At 56.5% G+C, this 15,734-nt stretch carries 15 protein-coding genes; 7 read left to right on the top strand and 8 right to left on the bottom strand.

Annotation, left to right across the window (positions count from 1 at the left end; translation table 11 throughout):
* The first annotated feature begins 67 nt into the window (after positions 1 to 67).
* The 3 genes from AC1MEA_RS16105 (at position 68) to AC1MEA_RS16095 (ending at position 3,139) form a co-directional block, all read left to right on the top strand.
* Complete coding sequence (locus AC1MEA_RS16105) at positions 68 to 769, top strand: CoA transferase subunit A (RefSeq protein ID WP_219061352.1); 702 nt, start codon at positions 68 to 70, stop codon at positions 767 to 769.
* 75 nt (positions 770 to 844) lie between these two features.
* A complete protein-coding gene (locus AC1MEA_RS16100; protein ID WP_480416758.1) occupies positions 845 to 1,501 on the top strand; it encodes a CoA transferase subunit B in 657 nt (218 codons plus the stop codon).
* Positions 1,502 to 1,720: 219 nt separating this feature from the next.
* A complete protein-coding gene (locus tag AC1MEA_RS16095; RefSeq protein ID WP_219061354.1) occupies positions 1,721 to 3,139 on the top strand; it encodes a short-chain fatty acid transporter in 1,419 nt (472 codons plus the stop codon).
* A gap of 115 nt (positions 3,140 to 3,254) precedes the next feature.
* Here the strand turns inward: AC1MEA_RS16095 and cdd are convergent, their stop codons facing one another.
* Both cdd and AC1MEA_RS16085 read right to left on the bottom strand, forming a co-directional pair.
* Entirely contained in the window at positions 3,255 to 3,686 is a 432-nt protein-coding gene (gene cdd, locus AC1MEA_RS16090; RefSeq protein ID WP_480416757.1) for a cytidine deaminase, read from the bottom strand.
* Positions 3,658 to 4,410, bottom strand: coding sequence for a hypothetical protein (locus AC1MEA_RS16085; protein WP_480416756.1), 753 nt, complete (start codon positions 4,408 to 4,410; stop codon positions 3,658 to 3,660). The genes cdd and AC1MEA_RS16085 overlap by 29 nt, the downstream gene beginning before the upstream one ends.
* Positions 4,411 to 4,589: 179 nt before the next feature.
* Here AC1MEA_RS16085 and AC1MEA_RS16080 point away from each other — a divergent pair, with 179 nt between their 5' ends.
* The gene (locus tag AC1MEA_RS16080) at positions 4,590 to 5,453 is read left to right on the top strand and encodes a LysR family transcriptional regulator (RefSeq protein ID WP_480416755.1); all 864 of its coding nucleotides are present in this window, start codon (positions 4,590 to 4,592) and stop codon (positions 5,451 to 5,453) included.
* Here the strand turns inward: AC1MEA_RS16080 and AC1MEA_RS16075 are convergent, their stop codons facing one another.
* The 4 genes from AC1MEA_RS16075 to AC1MEA_RS16060 all read right to left on the bottom strand — a co-directional run bounded on the left by AC1MEA_RS16075 (position 5,454) and on the right by AC1MEA_RS16060 (position 9,834).
* Entirely contained in the window at positions 5,454 to 6,584 is a 1,131-nt protein-coding gene (locus AC1MEA_RS16075; protein WP_480416754.1) for an HPP family protein, read from the bottom strand.
* Between the two features lie 119 nt (positions 6,585 to 6,703).
* Complete coding sequence (gene ccoN, locus AC1MEA_RS16070; protein ID WP_219061359.1) at positions 6,704 to 8,140, bottom strand: cytochrome-c oxidase, cbb3-type subunit I; 1,437 nt, start codon at positions 8,138 to 8,140, stop codon at positions 6,704 to 6,706.
* 233 nt (positions 8,141 to 8,373) lie between these two features.
* Positions 8,374 to 8,775, bottom strand: coding sequence for a DUF488 domain-containing protein (locus tag AC1MEA_RS16065; RefSeq protein ID WP_219061360.1), 402 nt, complete (start codon positions 8,773 to 8,775; stop codon positions 8,374 to 8,376).
* Positions 8,776 to 8,895: 120 nt separating this feature from the next.
* Positions 8,896 to 9,834, bottom strand: coding sequence for a 2-hydroxyacid dehydrogenase (locus AC1MEA_RS16060; protein ID WP_480416753.1), 939 nt, complete (start codon positions 9,832 to 9,834; stop codon positions 8,896 to 8,898).
* 168 nt (positions 9,835 to 10,002) lie between these two features.
* Here AC1MEA_RS16060 and AC1MEA_RS16055 point away from each other — a divergent pair, with 168 nt between their 5' ends.
* Positions 10,003 to 10,566, top strand: a complete 564-nt coding sequence (locus AC1MEA_RS16055; protein ID WP_480416752.1) for a histidine phosphatase family protein — start codon at positions 10,003 to 10,005, stop codon at positions 10,564 to 10,566.
* Positions 10,567 to 10,649: 83 nt separating this feature from the next.
* On the opposite strand, the gene AC1MEA_RS16050 is transcribed toward AC1MEA_RS16055, so the two are convergent.
* Positions 10,650 to 10,907 carry a hypothetical protein gene (locus AC1MEA_RS16050; RefSeq protein WP_219061363.1) on the bottom strand — a complete coding sequence of 86 codons (258 nt, stop codon included), beginning with the start codon at positions 10,905 to 10,907 and terminating at the stop codon, positions 10,650 to 10,652.
* 306 nt (positions 10,908 to 11,213) lie between these two features.
* On the opposite strand from AC1MEA_RS16050, the gene AC1MEA_RS16045 reads away from it, so the two are divergent.
* Positions 11,214 to 12,311 (top strand): glycerophosphodiester phosphodiesterase, encoded by a 1,098-nt coding sequence (locus AC1MEA_RS16045; protein WP_480918156.1) that lies wholly within the window; start codon positions 11,214 to 11,216, stop codon positions 12,309 to 12,311.
* Between the two features lie 215 nt (positions 12,312 to 12,526).
* Here the strand turns inward: AC1MEA_RS16045 and AC1MEA_RS16040 are convergent, their stop codons facing one another.
* Entirely contained in the window at positions 12,527 to 14,077 is a 1,551-nt protein-coding gene (locus AC1MEA_RS16040; RefSeq protein ID WP_480416751.1) for a sensor domain-containing diguanylate cyclase, read from the bottom strand.
* A gap of 267 nt (positions 14,078 to 14,344) precedes the next feature.
* On the opposite strand from AC1MEA_RS16040, the gene pssA reads away from it, so the two are divergent.
* Positions 14,345 to 15,688 (top strand): CDP-diacylglycerol--serine O-phosphatidyltransferase, encoded by a 1,344-nt coding sequence (gene pssA / locus AC1MEA_RS16035; protein ID WP_219061366.1) that lies wholly within the window; start codon positions 14,345 to 14,347, stop codon positions 15,686 to 15,688.
* Positions 15,689 to 15,734 lie beyond the last annotated feature (46 nt).

The raw sequence follows: 15,734 nt of genomic DNA, 5'->3' as shown, positions 1-15,734 counted from the left end.
GATGCACTGAACGCTCTCCGACAGCCTGCTTGTCGGTCAACAACTACAAAAGAAAAGGCGGATCATTATGGCTGGGCTCGACAAACGAGTGGCAACGTACGAAGAAGCGCTGGATGGGCTAACCGATAACATGACGGTTCTGTCTGGTGGTTTCGGTCTGTGTGGCATCCCTGAAAATCTGATCGCGGAAATAAAGCGCCGTGGCGTCAAAGGCCTTACGGTTGTTTCCAACAATTGCGGCGTCGACGGCTTTGGTCTCGGTGTGCTGCTCGAAGACCACCAGATCCGCAAAATGGTCGCGTCTTATGTTGGCGAGAACGCGCTGTTCGAACGCCAGCTGCTCAGCGGCGAGCTGGAAGTCGAACTGACCCCGCAAGGCACCCTGGCTGAAAAACTTCGCGCAGGCGGTGCTGGCATCCCCGCGTTCTACACCGCCACCGGCTACGGGACTCCCGTCGCTGAAGGCAAGGAAACCCGCCAGTTCAACGGGCGTCACGTGATCCTTGAAGAAGCGATCACCGGCGATTTTGCTATCGTCAAAGGCTGGAAAGCCGACCATTTCGGCAACGTGGTGTACCGCAACACGGCGCAGAACTTTAACCCTGTGGTCGCCACCGCCGGCAGAATCACCGTGGTCGAAGTCGAAGAAATCGTCGAGCCAGGCGAATTGCTACCCAGCGAGATTCACACCCCCGGTATCTATGTTGATCGCGTGATCCTGGGCACCTTCGAGAAACGCATCGAACAGCGCACCGTCAAGAAGGCCTGAGGCCGTTCTTTCGCCGCACTCAAAGAGTCTTCTCGTCCAGAACACTCTCGTTCCGAACAATAAGAGAACCTGACCATGGCACTTTCCCGCGAACAAATGGCACAGCGCGTCGCACGCGAACTGAAAGATGGTTTTTACGTCAATCTCGGCATCGGCATTCCGACCCTGGTCGCCAACTACGTGCCCACTGATATCGACGTGATGCTGCAGTCGGAAAACGGCCTGCTCGGCATGGGTGAGTTTCCGACCGAAGAAACCATCGATGCCGACATGATCAACGCTGGCAAACAAACAGTGACCGCCCGCAAAGGGGCATCGATATTCTCCTCGGCTGAATCCTTCGCCATGATCCGTGGCGGTCATGTGGACCTCACCGTGCTGGGTGCTTTCGAAGTCGACGTCGAGGGCAACATCGCCTCCTGGATGATCCCCGGCAAACTGGTCAAAGGCATGGGTGGCGCGATGGACCTGGTGGCCGGTGCCGACAACATCATCGTCACCATGACCCACGCCTCCAAAGACGGTGAATCCAAACTGCTGTCACGTTGCAGCCTGCCGCTGACCGGTGCCGGTTGCATCCGCAAAGTGCTGACCGACCTCGCTTACCTGGAAATCGCCGACGGCGCATTCATCCTGCGCGAGCGCGCGCCGGGGGTCAGCATCGAAGAAATCATCGCGAAGACCGCCGGCAAATTGATCGTGCCGGACGATGTCGTGGAAATGAGTTTCTGACAGTGACGCGGCGTCTGGCCGATTGCTTTCGCGAAGACGTCAGCCCTCACACCAAAATAGTCGAGAGGTCACCAAACGATGCCTCCACGCTGTGCCATTCTGCCCCTTCAATGATTGAAGGGGTTTGTTGTTTTGTAGCTTCACCGCTTTGCGCGTGCTCTAAAAAAAACGGGCTAGCCCCTTAGTCCCTCAATAATAAATTCAAAAAAGGTAGGACCCATGGCCGCCCATATCGAAGACAGCCGCTATGCCCGCTTTGCCCTGCGTTGCGCCAATTGGGCCGAACGCTGGTTCCCTGACTCCTGGGTGTTTGCCGTGTTGGCAGTGGTTATCGTGGCCGTTGCGACCATGGCCATGGGCGCCAAACCGACTGAGGCCGCCACCGCGTTTGGCGATGGTTTCTGGAGTCTGATTCCGTTCACCATGCAGATGGCTTTCGTGGTGATCGGTGGTTACGTAGTGGCCAGCTCGCCACCCGCCGTACGCCTGATCGACCGCTTGGCGCGCATCCCGAAGAACGGGCGCTCGGCAGTGGCCTGGGTAGCACTGATCTCCATGGTTGCCTCCTTGCTGAACTGGGGGTTGTCGCTGGTGTTTGGCGGCCTGCTGGTTCGCGCGCTGGCGCGGCGCACCGATTTGCGCATGGACTACCGTGCCGCCGGTGCGGCGGCTTATCTGGGCCTGGGTGCGGTGTGGGCGCTGGGACTTTCGTCTTCGGCCGCGCAACTGCAAGCCAACCCGGCCAGCCTGCCACCGTCGATCCTGGCGATAACCGGCATGATCCCCTTCACCCAAACCATCTTCCTCTGGCAGTCTGGCGTCATGCTCGCGATCCTGATCGTGGTCTCGCTGATCATCGCCTACGCCACCGCACCCGGCCCTTCCAGCGCCAAGGATGCGGCAGCCTGCGGTGTCGATCCGAGCTTCAGCCTGCCAGCAATTCCCAAGCGCTCACGTCCTGGTGAGTGGCTTGAGTACAGCCCGATACTGATCATCCTGTTGGTGCTGCTGGCTGCTGGCTGGTTGTTCCATGAGTTCTCGACCAAACCGGCGATCACTGCCATTTCCGGACTGAACACCTATAACTTTCTGTTCATCATGACCGGCGCCCTCCTGCACTGGCGGCCGCGCAGCTTCCTCGATGCGGTGTCTCGCGCAGTGCCAACCACCACGGGCGTACTGATCCAGTTCCCGCTCTACGGTTCGATTGCGGCACTGATGACCACGGTCAAAGGCAGCGATGCGCAAACCCTGGCCCACCACATTTCGACCTTCTTCACCCAGATCGCCTCGCACGATACTTACGCGTTGCTGATGGGTGTGTACTCGGCGGTGCTGGGCTTCTTTATTCCATCGGGTGGCGGCAAGTGGATCATCGAAGCGCCTTACGTGATGCAAGTTGCCAATGACCTGAAATATCACCTGGGCTGGGCAGTGCAGATCTACAACGCGGCCGAAGCGCTGCCAAACCTGATCAACCCGTTCTACATGCTGCCGCTGCTGGGCGTTCTGGGTCTGAAAGCACGTGACCTGATCGGCTTCTCGTTTGTGCAGTTGCTGGTCCATGCCCCTCTGGTGCTGTTCATGCTGTGGGCGTTGGGCACCACACTGACGTATCTACCGCCGGTCATGCCGTGAGCCATTGGCCACTTCTTGCCGATGCAAGAGGTGGCCTTCAAGACGGCGCCTACGCAGCCTACGCAGTGTGGCTAGAGGCCATTCTGTGCGTTTGCCTGGCTACGCGAGAAACGGATCAAGTGCGCAGTGTGAACCCGTGGGGCAGAAGCTGAGCGATGAAGTAACTTTCCTCCTCGCCAACAATAAAAATCTCCGCATCGGGGGCCAGTTCCTGAATCCACTGTCGGCAGGCACCGCAGGGCATTTTTTCGTTGAGGGGGGAGTCGTTGGCGGCGCTCACACAGGCAATCGCGATGGCCGCAATGTTTTGCTCCCCCGCCATTCGCGCACTGGCCAGGGCCACGCGCTCTGCACAGATGCCCAACCCATAACTGGCATTTTCGATGTTGGCGCCGCGATAAATCGCTCCTGACGCGCCAAGTACCGCAGCGCCCACGTGAAACTTCGAATACGGCGCATACGCTTGATCGGCGGCCGAGACGGCTTCATCCGACAGGCGCGTTCGACGCTCGGCGACGCTATGCGTCTTTAGCGGCTTCTTCGTCATTCGAGATGATCCTTCCAATTGAATTAGCCAAGGCTTCCAGCATGTTCCTGGCATTTTCATTGATGATACCGTTCTTGCACCAGTCGAGCTCTTCCGTGCCCCGAACGGAGTCGCAGGTCAGTGTGCCGATGACTGACAACGGCGCTTTGCGGGACCAGACCGGGGCCGAAATGATTGATCTTCCGGCGAATGGCGCATGAACATACAGCCTTGCCAGTTCTGCCGCCAGCAGGGGATTGGGTTCTGACGGCTCACCGCAGATGACCTGTTGTTCATGGAACGCTTTGACATTGATAAACCACACCCTGATCGATTCCCAATCCAGCGGAATCGCCCGGTAGTCCCACGGTTCGGTCGCAGCCTTCCAGTATTTAGGCACCAGACAACGTTGGGCAGGAAGGTCTTTTCCGGGCCGGGTTTTCTCCCACACGTGAACAATGATTCTCAAGTCTCTGGAGGTGATCGGCGTGTTGGAGTTAGCGATGAAGAAGTGAACGCCTAAATCCAGAAGCTCATAAATAATTCGTCTGTTGGTCCGCGAAACGCTCAGGTTGTACCAACATTGAATCCCCAGCAGGACGATCGCCATGCCCATCAACAGGTGCTTGCGATCCGGCATAGGATCTGGCCCCGTGAAGTAGTTCACCCATAAACTCACCAGCACGGCGATAGCGAAGGCGAGCACCAGATTGATCGCGACGGGGTGCTGTTTCAGCCAATGCATATTCAGATTCTCCACGGTTCTAATGAGGATCGGGCAACCTCTCTGAAACCGTCCGACGGGTTTCGACAGCACAATGAGCATAGCCAAGATTCAACCCGCGCATTCCTCCGCCATTCACAGACTCCCTGCGCCTGGCTGATGCCTTTACAATCAAGCCCTCTGATTTGAAGTGAACCCACATGGACATCGACCTGGCTCGAACCTTTGTAGAGATCGCGCGGTACGGCAGCCTTGTCGCTGCCGCCGAACGACTGCATGTCACGCAGACGGCCATTACGGCCCGCGTGCAGAAGCTTGAGAGTCATCTCAACTGCACGCTGTTCATCCGCAACCGGGCCGGCGCTAAGTTGACGGCGGATGGCGAAGCATTTGTCGTGTATGCCAATCAACTGGTGCAGACCTGGGAAGCGGCGCGCCGGGACCTTCCTCTGCCTGAAGGCTACCGCAATGTGCTGCACATCGGTGGTGAAGTCAGTTTGTGCAACCCGCTGATGCTGAGCTGGGTGCAACAGATGCGCGAAAAGATTCCGACCCATGCCTTGCGTGCAGAGATAGGGGACGGCAAGCAGCTGTTGCAGCAACTGGAGCTGGGGGTACTGGATGCGGCGCTGGTCTATCAGCCCACTTACTGGCCGGGCCTGCAGGTCGAGCAACTGCTGGAAGAGAAACTGATTCAGGTGCGCCTGGCATCCAACCCGGAACCCTACGTGTATGTCGACTGGGGCGATGACTTCCGCAAGCAACACGATGCGGCACTTCCAGACCTGGCCAAAGCGGCGATCGGCTTCAACCTGGGGCCACTGGCGCTGCAATACATTCTTGAAAATGGCGGTGCCGGTTACTTCCGTACGCGAGTGGTCCAGAGTTATCTGGACAGCGGCGTGTTCGAGCGCGTGCCAAAGGCGCCAGAGTTCACCTACCCCACCTATCTGGTTTATTCGCGTGATCGTGACTCAGCGGTATTGCAGTCGGCTTTCGAGCTGTTGCGAGACATCGTCAAAGCAGACAGTGATTGGTCGCAACGCTGGGACCCGATCATCTAGTCATCCAAGATGCATGATCAAATCCCGATGAAGCGCTGCAATCAGATCAGTCTGGGTCACGATGCCGACCAACTCTCCTTTCTCGATGACAGGCAGGCAGTGCAGCCCCGATCCTGATAACAGCGGAATCAGTTCGACGACATGCGCATTGCCGCTCACACAGGTGACCGGGCGGGTCATCACGTGCTCCAGCACCCTGCCGCGGCGCAGGCCCAATCGGCCCAACACCCCCAATCGCCTGGTATTGCGCGAATGCCCAAGCAAATCAATCAAGCTGACAATGCCGACAAGACGCCGCTCCTTATCCAGAACCGGCAACGTCTTGAGGTGTTGCGAAGTCAGCATATTCAGCGCCTGCTCGACCGACGTCTCCGGGGTGGCGCACTGTAAGTCACGCGACATGATCTGAGACGCCGTGATATCGCCCATGCTGCGCCGCAACGCGTACTTTTCAGTGGCACGCACGATCTCTTCGAGTTCTTCATGTGTCACATCGACAAACTCGCCGATGTCGGCCAACGCCAGGTCCAGGTCCGCAGAGGTGATACCGACTCGTTCTTGTGGGGCTGGATCGTCAGTAGCGCGCACAGCCGTCACAACGTGCAGTTTGGGATATCGCACGCCCGTGATGTTGTTGTAGAGCAACGCCGCAATCAGCAGGCAAATCGCATTGAGCATGACAGGGTAAAACACCTGAAGGCCCATCCCGGAGAGCTCGGTATCCGCCAACACCAGACACAAGGCCAACGCAGCGCCCGGGGGGTGCAAGCACCGCAATACACACATCGCGCCCAAGGACAGACCAACGGCCAAGGCGGCGCTTAGCGGCGAGTAGCCGAAATAATGAGTGACGATCAACGCCACAGCCGTTGAGGTCAGATAACCGCCGATCACCGGCCAGGGCTGTGCCAGCGCCCCGGAAGAAACGGCAAACAGGATAACGGCCGACGCCGCCACAGGCCCCATCAAATGCAATGCTACTGAACTGCCAAAAACTTCGCGGCAGATCAGCGTGCAGATCAGCAACCCGAGAAAACTTCCAACGCTTGCCCTCAGCCATTCCTTGGGACGCGTATTCATTGCGGCTGGCGCAAAACGACCAAGCCAACCCATAAAACTGTAACGTTGCATAATCAAAACCAGAATTTAAAAGGCGCCCCCACAAAAGTGAGAGAGCCTCGTATCAGCGCGACGATACTAAAAAATATTCATCCCTGGACAGGGAAACGATTCGCATCTCTTGTCGTCAATCAAACCACGGCCGCAATCGGATACTGGGCGTTGCGCTCGCCTGCTCGCACAGTGCGCCAGGTGTTGTAGGCCATCAGCAGCATCCCGACAGCGAAGGTCGAACCGCCGATAAGCCGCACAACGTAGCCTGGGTGACTGGCTTGTAGCGTTTCGACGAAGGAGTAAGTCAGTGTCCCGTCATCGTTGATCGCACGCCACATCAAGCCCTGAGTGATGCCATTGACCCACATCGACGCGATGTACAGAACGGTACCGATGGTCGCCAGCCAGAAGTGCACGTTGATCAGCCCCACGCTATGCATTTGCTCGCGGCCATACAGTTTGGGGATCATGTGGTACAGCGTCCCGATGCTGATCATGGCAACCCAACCGAGGGCGCCAGCGTGTACGTGGCCGATGGTCCAGTCGGTGTAATGAGAAAGCGCATTGACGGTTTTGATAGCCATCATCGGCCCTTCAAAGGTCGACATGCCGTAGAACGCCAGGGACACCACCAGAAACCGCAGGATCGGGTCGGTACGTAACTTATGCCAGGCGCCCGACAAGGTCATCATGCCGTTGATCATGCCGCCCCAGCTTGGCGCCAGCAGAATCATCGACATCGCCATGCCCAGCGACTGAGCCCAGTCTGGCAGCGCGGTGTAATGCAAATGGTGCGGACCCGCCCAGATGTACAGGGTAATGATCGACCAGAAATGCACGATGGATAACCGATAGGAGTAAATCGGCCGCTCGGCCTGTTTCGGCACGAAGTAATACATCATGCCCAAAAAGCCGACAGACAAAATAAAGCCCACAACACTATGCCCATACCACCACTGGACCATTGCATCAGTCGCGCCGGAATAGACTGAATAGGACTTCAGCAAACTGACCGGAACCGAAAGGTGGTTGATCACATGCACCATGCCCGTCACCACGATGAAAGCACCGTAAAACCAGTTACCGACATAAATATGCTTAACGGTGCGGCGGGCGATAGTGCCGAAAAACAAATAGGCATACGCCACCCAGATGACGGCCACCGCTATCGCAATAGGCCACTCCATCTCAGCGTATTCTTTAGACGTGGTGTATCCCAGCGGGTAAGTAATCAGCAGCGCCACAATAATGGCTTGCCAGCCCCAGAACACAACGTTGGCCAGCCTGTCGGAGATCAATCTAACCCGGCAGGTGCGTTGAACCACATACAATGACGTTGCAAATAATGCACCGCCACCAAATGCAAAAATCACCAGATTGGTATGAACAGGCCGCAAACGACCGAACGTGGTCCATGGCAAATTCAAGTTCAGCTCAGGCCAGACTAACTGCGCCGCCAGAACCACGCCCATCGCCATGCCAAGTATTCCCCAGAGCAGGGTCATTAACGTGAAGCGGCGAACGACGTCGTAATTATAGGAAGCGTTTATATCGGGAGCATTGACACGGGCCATAATTATTCCATTACAAGCACACTGAGTGACTCACACTGATCGCCGAAAAAAAGACACGTGGGTGCCTTGAATTCAAGCGTCAGAACTCAATGAAGCAAGCGCTCAAGACAGCGGGGATGGAGACATTAAGCAGTGAGCGCCAGCAGTTTGCCGATCAGCGGCAGGCTGGGCAATGTCAAATTAATGATGTTTGACTTCACTTTTATTGAGGTTACTTGCGTTACACCTTTTGTTCACTTGAGGTGTGAGCCTGCATAACAGACAGGAGAACTTTGCGGCCCCTGCTTATCCAGTTCTTCTTCAAGCCATTCCATCAGCACGACTGCATTGTTATGCGCAGTGTCTTTCGCCGAATAGACGAGTGTCAGCGTGCCTTGCCGGGCAGGCTCGAGCAATCGCCACCAATGTTCCGGATGCGCCGTCAGTTCCTGGCGATACCCCGTACAAAAATCCGTGAAGTTCATCGCGCCACTTTTGAAGGCTTTTCTCAACGGGGTGGTTGGGCCCGTGTCAGGCAACCACGCGTTGAGGACCAAGTGATCTTTGCGCATGTTTCTTGGCCAAAGGCGATCGACCAATACCCGATAACCATCTGCGGGGGACGCCGGGTCATAAGCGCGTTTGCATTGAATCATGGCCTTCTCCTTTTACCGACGGGCTGAGTATAGTTGGGACTTAACCAAGCCTCTCTGCCGCCGGTGGGCCGCCGCTGGCGAAGGCAGGCCCGTAACAGGGTCACAACGTTAACGCTCGATTCAACTGCGCACTGGCGTCAGCACCGGTTGCCCGGAAAAGTACGCCAGCAGATTGTCCGCCACCAACTGAACAGTACCCTGCAAAGCTTCCGGAGAGAGTCCTGCGACATGAGGGGTGAGCACCACGCTGCTCAACGCCTTGAGCGCGTCCGGCACGTGCGGTTCATCATCGAAGACATCCAGCGCGGCGCCAGCGATACGATTTTGTTCAAGCGCCTCGATCAGGTCCGCCGTCGAGATGACGCTGGCGCGCGCGATGTTGACGATAAAACCGTGAGGCCCCAAGGCGCCCAGCACCTGTTTGTCGACCAACTGCCGAGTCCCTGCACCGCCCGGTGTCGCGACGATAAAAAAGTCCGAGGCGCTCGCCAGTTCGACCGGGCTTGCGCAATAAGCGTAAGGCACATCATTGCGGGGCTGGCGATTGTGATAACTCACGGACATGTCAAAACCCAGGGCGGCACGTTTGGCGATCGCCATACCCACAGCACCCAGCCCAAGAATACCGAGGCGCTTGCCGGCCAGCGAAGGACGCATGACTTTACGCCATTCGCCACGCCGCACCGATGCATCGGCACGCGGGATATCACGCACCAGCGACAGCAACAACGCCAGCGCGTGGTCGGCGACCGAGGGCGCATTGACCCCGGCACCGTTTGTCACCGTAATATTCCGAGCCTTGGCGGCCTCAAGGTCGACATGCTCATAACCGGCACCGATCACGCAGATGATTTCCAGATGCGGCAGCGCGGCGATTTCATCCGCATAAAAACCTAACGGACCGCGGGTCAACACCGCATTGATCTGCGCGCCGTGCGCCTCAATGGCTTTTTTACGTTCGGCCGGGCTCGTCGCCAGAATCAGCTTGAAACCATTGCTTTCGAGTATCGACAAATAGTCGTGAATGGTTTCAACCAGCACCAGAACAGTCGTCGTCATACGCCCCTCCACTCCAGAGTCCAAGGTCAGATCACCCAAAATCAGTCTGATGACTATGCCGTCTATCAGGCCCGCCCGTCACGTGGCAAACGGCGGTCGCCCCCGCAAAATGATACAAGGGCATGGGCCATGTAAACTTGCCCACCCGTAAAGCCCTTAGGGACCCCTGTGATGGCCACTCGTTTGACCTTGATCTGCCATGCCCGGACACTCGCACAGAAGCTCGCACGCTTTCCGCTGGACGAGCCTGTCGAACTGGATTGGCAGGCTGCCGGGCATTCGCTGGCCAACCGTTTCAAGCCTTCCGTGCAGTTAATCAGCGCACCCGAGACCCGCGCCCGGCAAACCGCTCACCTGTTCGGGTCGCAGATGGATATCGTCCGCGAGCTGCGCGATTGTGATTTTGGACGCTGGCAAGGCAAGCGCATCAAAGACCTCCAGGCGCATGAGCCCGAAGCACTCCAGGACTGGTCTGCAGACAGCGCTTCAACTGCGCACGGCGGCGAATCGGTGGCTGAGGTCTGCACCCGCGTCGGCGCATGGCTCGACACCCTGCGCACACCGGGACACTGGGTAGCGATCACCCACCCCTTCGTGATCCGCGCCGCCATCCTGCATGCCCTGCAATGCCCACCGGCAGCGTTTAACGCAATCGACATCGAGCCGTTATCGGCGACCGAGCTACGGTTCAATGGGCGGTGGCGGTTACGGATGCAGGAAGGGGTTTTGTGAGGATTTGAGAGCGGGTGCAAAAGGCGCCTGAGACACCCTTATGCATATGATGTCAGGCCCGAAACCAGACGACTCGATGCGGGTCAGATCTGGTTCCGAGGAACGGAGCGAAGGAACTGTTTGCCGTCTTCGTCGTAAATGAAATAAACACGCTTCTGTGACCACACGTACTTGTCATGCATCGAGTACAGCCCGACATCCACTGTTTCCAGATTCTGATCAACGTTTATTTCGTAAAGCAGCTCGGCATCAGTGAACGTGCGGATACAGCTCGAAAAAAAAACGCCCGGCTCGCGCTTCGCTATGTTGAGCTCCAAAAAAGTCTTTACCGTCATCTCCATGCCGAGATAATCCCTCGTTAAAAAATTGGCGCCATTTTAACCGTGACCGAGCGGTTCCGGGAATACCTGTCAGTCGCCGAATCGCTGCCATAGTGACCGACGGCTCACTCACCATTTCGTCATCGACGACTTGCTACAGTGCAGCAGCGACAGCTTGATTGCTCTCGCTGATGGTTGCTGTTAATGCTTGAGACTTGGGAGGCCTCGATTTTTCGGGGCCGGCATGGCGATCAAGAAGGTCGTGAATGATCCGTGCAGAAAGGAAAATCAGACATGTTGAAAGGTATTCCACGAGCGGTCGGGCTCATGACACTGTTGGCGAGTGCGCTGGTGATGAGTGAATCCACGCTCGCGATTGAACAGCCGGGCAAGGCACTCGCCGCCAAAATCGGTGTGCCCTGGCCTGCGGTCATTGCGCACCGGGGGGCCTCGTTTGATGCGCCAGAGGAAACCATTCCGGCTTACATGCTGGCTCGGGAGTTGGGGGCCGATTATCTGGAAATGGATATTCAGCGCACCAGGGACGGAGTTCTGATCGCCCTGCATGACGACACCCTCAGACGCACTACCAACATCGCGCAGGTCTACCCGGACCGCATCACGCAACCTGTGAGCAGCTTCACGCTGGCGGAGCTCAAACAACTGGACGCTGGTTCCTGGTTCAATACCGCCTTCCCCGCCAGAGCCCGCAGCAGTTACGTCGGTTTGAAAATACTGACCCTGGACGAAGTCATCGATATCGCCGAGGGCGGTGAGAACAAACCGGGGCTGTATATCGAGACCAAGGTTCCCGCCCAGTTTCCCGGCATAGAAGAAGACCTTAAAAATGCCCTGGCCAAACGCGGCTGGCTCGATCAACGACCCGAAGCCGCCAAGGGCCGGGTGAATGTCGCGCACATGCCTGGCCGCGTAGTGTTGCAGACCTTCGAAAAACCGAGCCTCGAACTGCTGCAAAAAAGCATGCCGCAGGTGCCGAAAGTGCTGTTGTTGTGGTTAGGGGATGGCTACATCCAAGCCAGTTCGGACGCCACGTTCAAGACCTCTGGGGCCAAAGACAAGGCCAGCTTCTATGCCGGGCAAGACGTGAAGTCCGAAGCAGAGTTCGCAGCGTGGATGGACTGGGCCAAAGCTCACGGCGCAATCGGCATTGGACCTTCATCAGCGCTCAAAGACGGTGGTGATCAAAGCTACATGGACCTGGTCAAGCCGTGGATGAACCGCATGGCCCATGACAAAGGCCTGATAATCCATCCCTACACCGTTGATGACGAAGTGGATTTCAAAGCGCTCAGCGCCCGCGGAGTCGACGGTTTCTTCACCAACCGCGCGGCACAACTGCTGGCGTTCTACGGGCGTCCGTCGACAGAAAGCCTGGACACCCTTCTCCGTCGAAACGGCTATTGAGCGTATTTCACCCGTGCTGAAAGCAAGGCTTCGTTATCGGCTCAAGGCAGGCGCTAACGAAGCCTTGCTGTACAGCCTGCTTATAGCGGGATCACACAGGACTCATCGCCGCCATACCGCCCTGCCAGATCAGCCGTCCTCAGGTTTTGTTTGAGTACCGTGCTCAATTGAGCTCACGACCTGGCGCGTATCGGTGAGAACGCATCGGGACGGAATTAAACATCCAGCTGAAAAGTCATGGTTTGATTTCTGCCTGCTTTTTTCGCGGCATACAATGCAGAATCAGCTCTTTTTATCAGTGCTTCAATAGTGTTGTATTCACTGGGTACGCAGGAGTAACAGCCAAGGCTGACGGTGACGACACCCGCGGGGTTATCAACATGCGGTATGTGCCTGGCGAGAATCGCGAGCCTTATTTTTTCAGCCAGCGCATAAGCACCTTGAGTGTCATTGTCCGGCAAAAATATCGCCATCTCTTCACCACCATAACGAACAGCCAGGTCACCTGCACGATTCAAACAACTGCGGATCGCGTCAGCAACCGCAGCAATGCAATGGTCACCGGCATAGTGACCATAGGCGTCGTTAAAACTTTTGAAAAAATCGATATCCAGCATGATCAGGCTCAAGGTCGTCTTTTTCCGCCCACTGCGACGAAACTCGGCATTGAGGACTCTTTCGAAATGCCGCCTGTTGGATAACCCGGTCAGGCTGTCCTGCAAGGCCAGCTTCTCCAGGGAATCCTGAGCCACGCGCATCTTCGCTTCGGCTTGCAAGCCAAAGCGAATCTGTCGGACGAGTAGAACGCCGAATAAAATATTGGCCAATACGGCGATGACAATCACGACGACTGATTTAAGCGCGTTCTGTCGCCATTCATCGAACAGTGACTCTTCCGAGATGGCTGCAGCGACGACCAAAGGATATTTCCCCAGCTGCCTGTACCCGTAGAGCCGGGTGACTTTATCCACAATGGACGTCACCATGGCCGTGCCTGAAGTGGATTTTGACAGGTATTCGGTGAACACCTGCCCTTTAGCGATGGACGCTCCAATCACGTCGTCGGTGAAGGGACGTCGAGCTAACAGAGTGCCATCCGTCATTGCCAGAAAAATAGCGCCTTGACGATCAATGTTGAAACCTTCAAAAAACCGGTCGAAATACTTCATGTTCAGCGTGGCCAATACAACGCCGTCGAACTGGCCTTGCTTGTCATTCAACCTTCTTGAAACCGGTATGACCCAATCGTTAGTCGTTCGACTACGAATCGCCTTGCCTATGTGCGGACCCAGATTGTCGTTCTGCTGGTGATACTGGAAGTATTCGCGATCAGCATTATTGGCGTTTTCCGGCTTGGTCGCAAAAGAGGTCAGGCGCCATGCCCCCGTGCGATCATAAAAAAACAAACCCTGTAATTGTTCAGTTTCAATGACGTGCTGCACCAGGAGATGATGAAGGCGATCGATCTGGGCCGGTCCCAAGCCGTCATTCTGCAGACGCTCAACAAGATCGGCCAATATGACGTCCGCTTCATCAAACGTATCTTCAGCTTGCTGAGCCAGTGATTTGGACAGGTTCGATGTCGCGACGCGGGCCTGTTCAAACTCATGGTCTTTGGCATGTTTCAACTGCCATAAATTAAAACCCACAATCGACACGCACACCAAAAAAACAGCAAAGATTGCCAGCCACAATACCGGTACTCTTTTAACCGGTCGTATTAACGCTTCCTCGCCATCGTCATGTTGGGATATCAATAACTTCATCCTGTTTTAGAGGCCGCAAGCGTACACCACCTTATACCGTAATAGCGCTTTTAGACTCTAAAGTGACTAAAACGCGCCCGTTACAGGGCATCGTCATCACCTTTTTGGGTTGACCCCGCACTCCGATTCACGCGATTGGATAACCATTCAGTACTTTTTTTGTGCTCACCCTATCGACCGGCTTTGTGCGCGAGGCAAAGAGCAAACCATTTTCCTGACGCTCTGGTGTAAGCTCCCGGGCTATCTGGCTAACGCTTCGAGAGGCTTATGCGCTCCACTTTCAGACGTTCCACCCTGCCCACGCTTCGTGGTTTTGCCTTGGCAGCCGATGCCATCACGATGTTGCCCCACGCCGCCGACTACCGACGCTGCCTGCTGGAGAAAATCGCTGCAGCGACGCAACGGATCTACGTGGTTGCCCTGTACCTGCAACAGGATGAAGCCGGTCAGGAAATCCTCGACGCCTTGTACGCAGCCAAAGTGGCGCGGCCGACACTGGATGTCGTGGTGCTGGTGGACTGGTTTCGCGCACAACGAGGGTTGATCGGTGCCGGCAAGCAACCCGGTAATTCCGCGTGGTATCAGGCGCAGAACCTGGAGCATGACGTAGAAGTGCCTGTGTATGGCGTGCCAGTGCAGACCCGCGAACTATTCGGGGTGCTGCACCTCAAGGGCATCGTGATTGATGACTGCGTGATCTACAGCGGCGCCAGCATCAACAACGTCTACCTGCACAAGTTCGACAAATACCGCCTTGATCGCTATCACCTGCTGCAGAACAAGGCCCTGGCCGACTCGATGCAACACATGGTGCGTAACGATGTACTCACGTCCAAAGCCGTGCACCGCCTGGACCTGCCCTCGCCCCCCACCTCTCGCAGTTTGCGGGGTGAAATCCGGGCCTTCAGGAGCCATCTCAAACGCACGTCATACGACACCTCAAACGGCAGCGAAGACACCGGAGGCCTGCGCGTCATACCCCTACTGGGTGTAGGCAACAAGAACCCGCTTAGTCGCACTATTTGCGAGTTGATCGCGGCCAGCCAGACACAACTGACGCTGTGCACGCCGTATTTCAATCTGCCAGTGACCGTGACCCGGGAAATCAATCGCGCCCTCAAGCGCGGCGTAACCATCGATATCATCATCGGCGACAAGACGGCCAATGACTTTTTCATCCCGGCCGACGAGCCCTTTAAAGTCATCGCCGCACTGCCTTATCTCTACGAAATCAGCTTGCGCCGCTTCGCACAAAAGCATCAGCAAGCCATCGCCAAGCACCAGTTGAATCTGCACCTGTGGAAAGACGGCGACAACACGTTCCACCTGAAGGGCCTCTGGGCCGACCAGCGTTACACCTTGCTGACGGGCAACAACCTCAACCCACGAGCCTTCCAGCTGGATCTGGAAAATGCCCTGCTGATCGACGATCCCAAGTCCGAGTGGACTGCACGCCGTGACGTAGAAGTTACTCAACTGATGCGCAATACCCTGCGGGTCGGCAAGTACGACGAACTGGACACGCTCAGCGAATACCCGGTCGCCGTGCGCACGTTTCTGCGAAGGGTCAGTCGGGTTCGCATCGAGCGTTTGTTGTACCGCATCCTCTGATTGCAACGTTCGATGATCGCGTCGAGCAGCCAACACCTGTGCGCCC

Source organism: Pseudomonas sp. ASL8, assembly GCF_056680355.1.
This window is presented reverse-complemented; position numbering and strand designations above follow the sequence as displayed.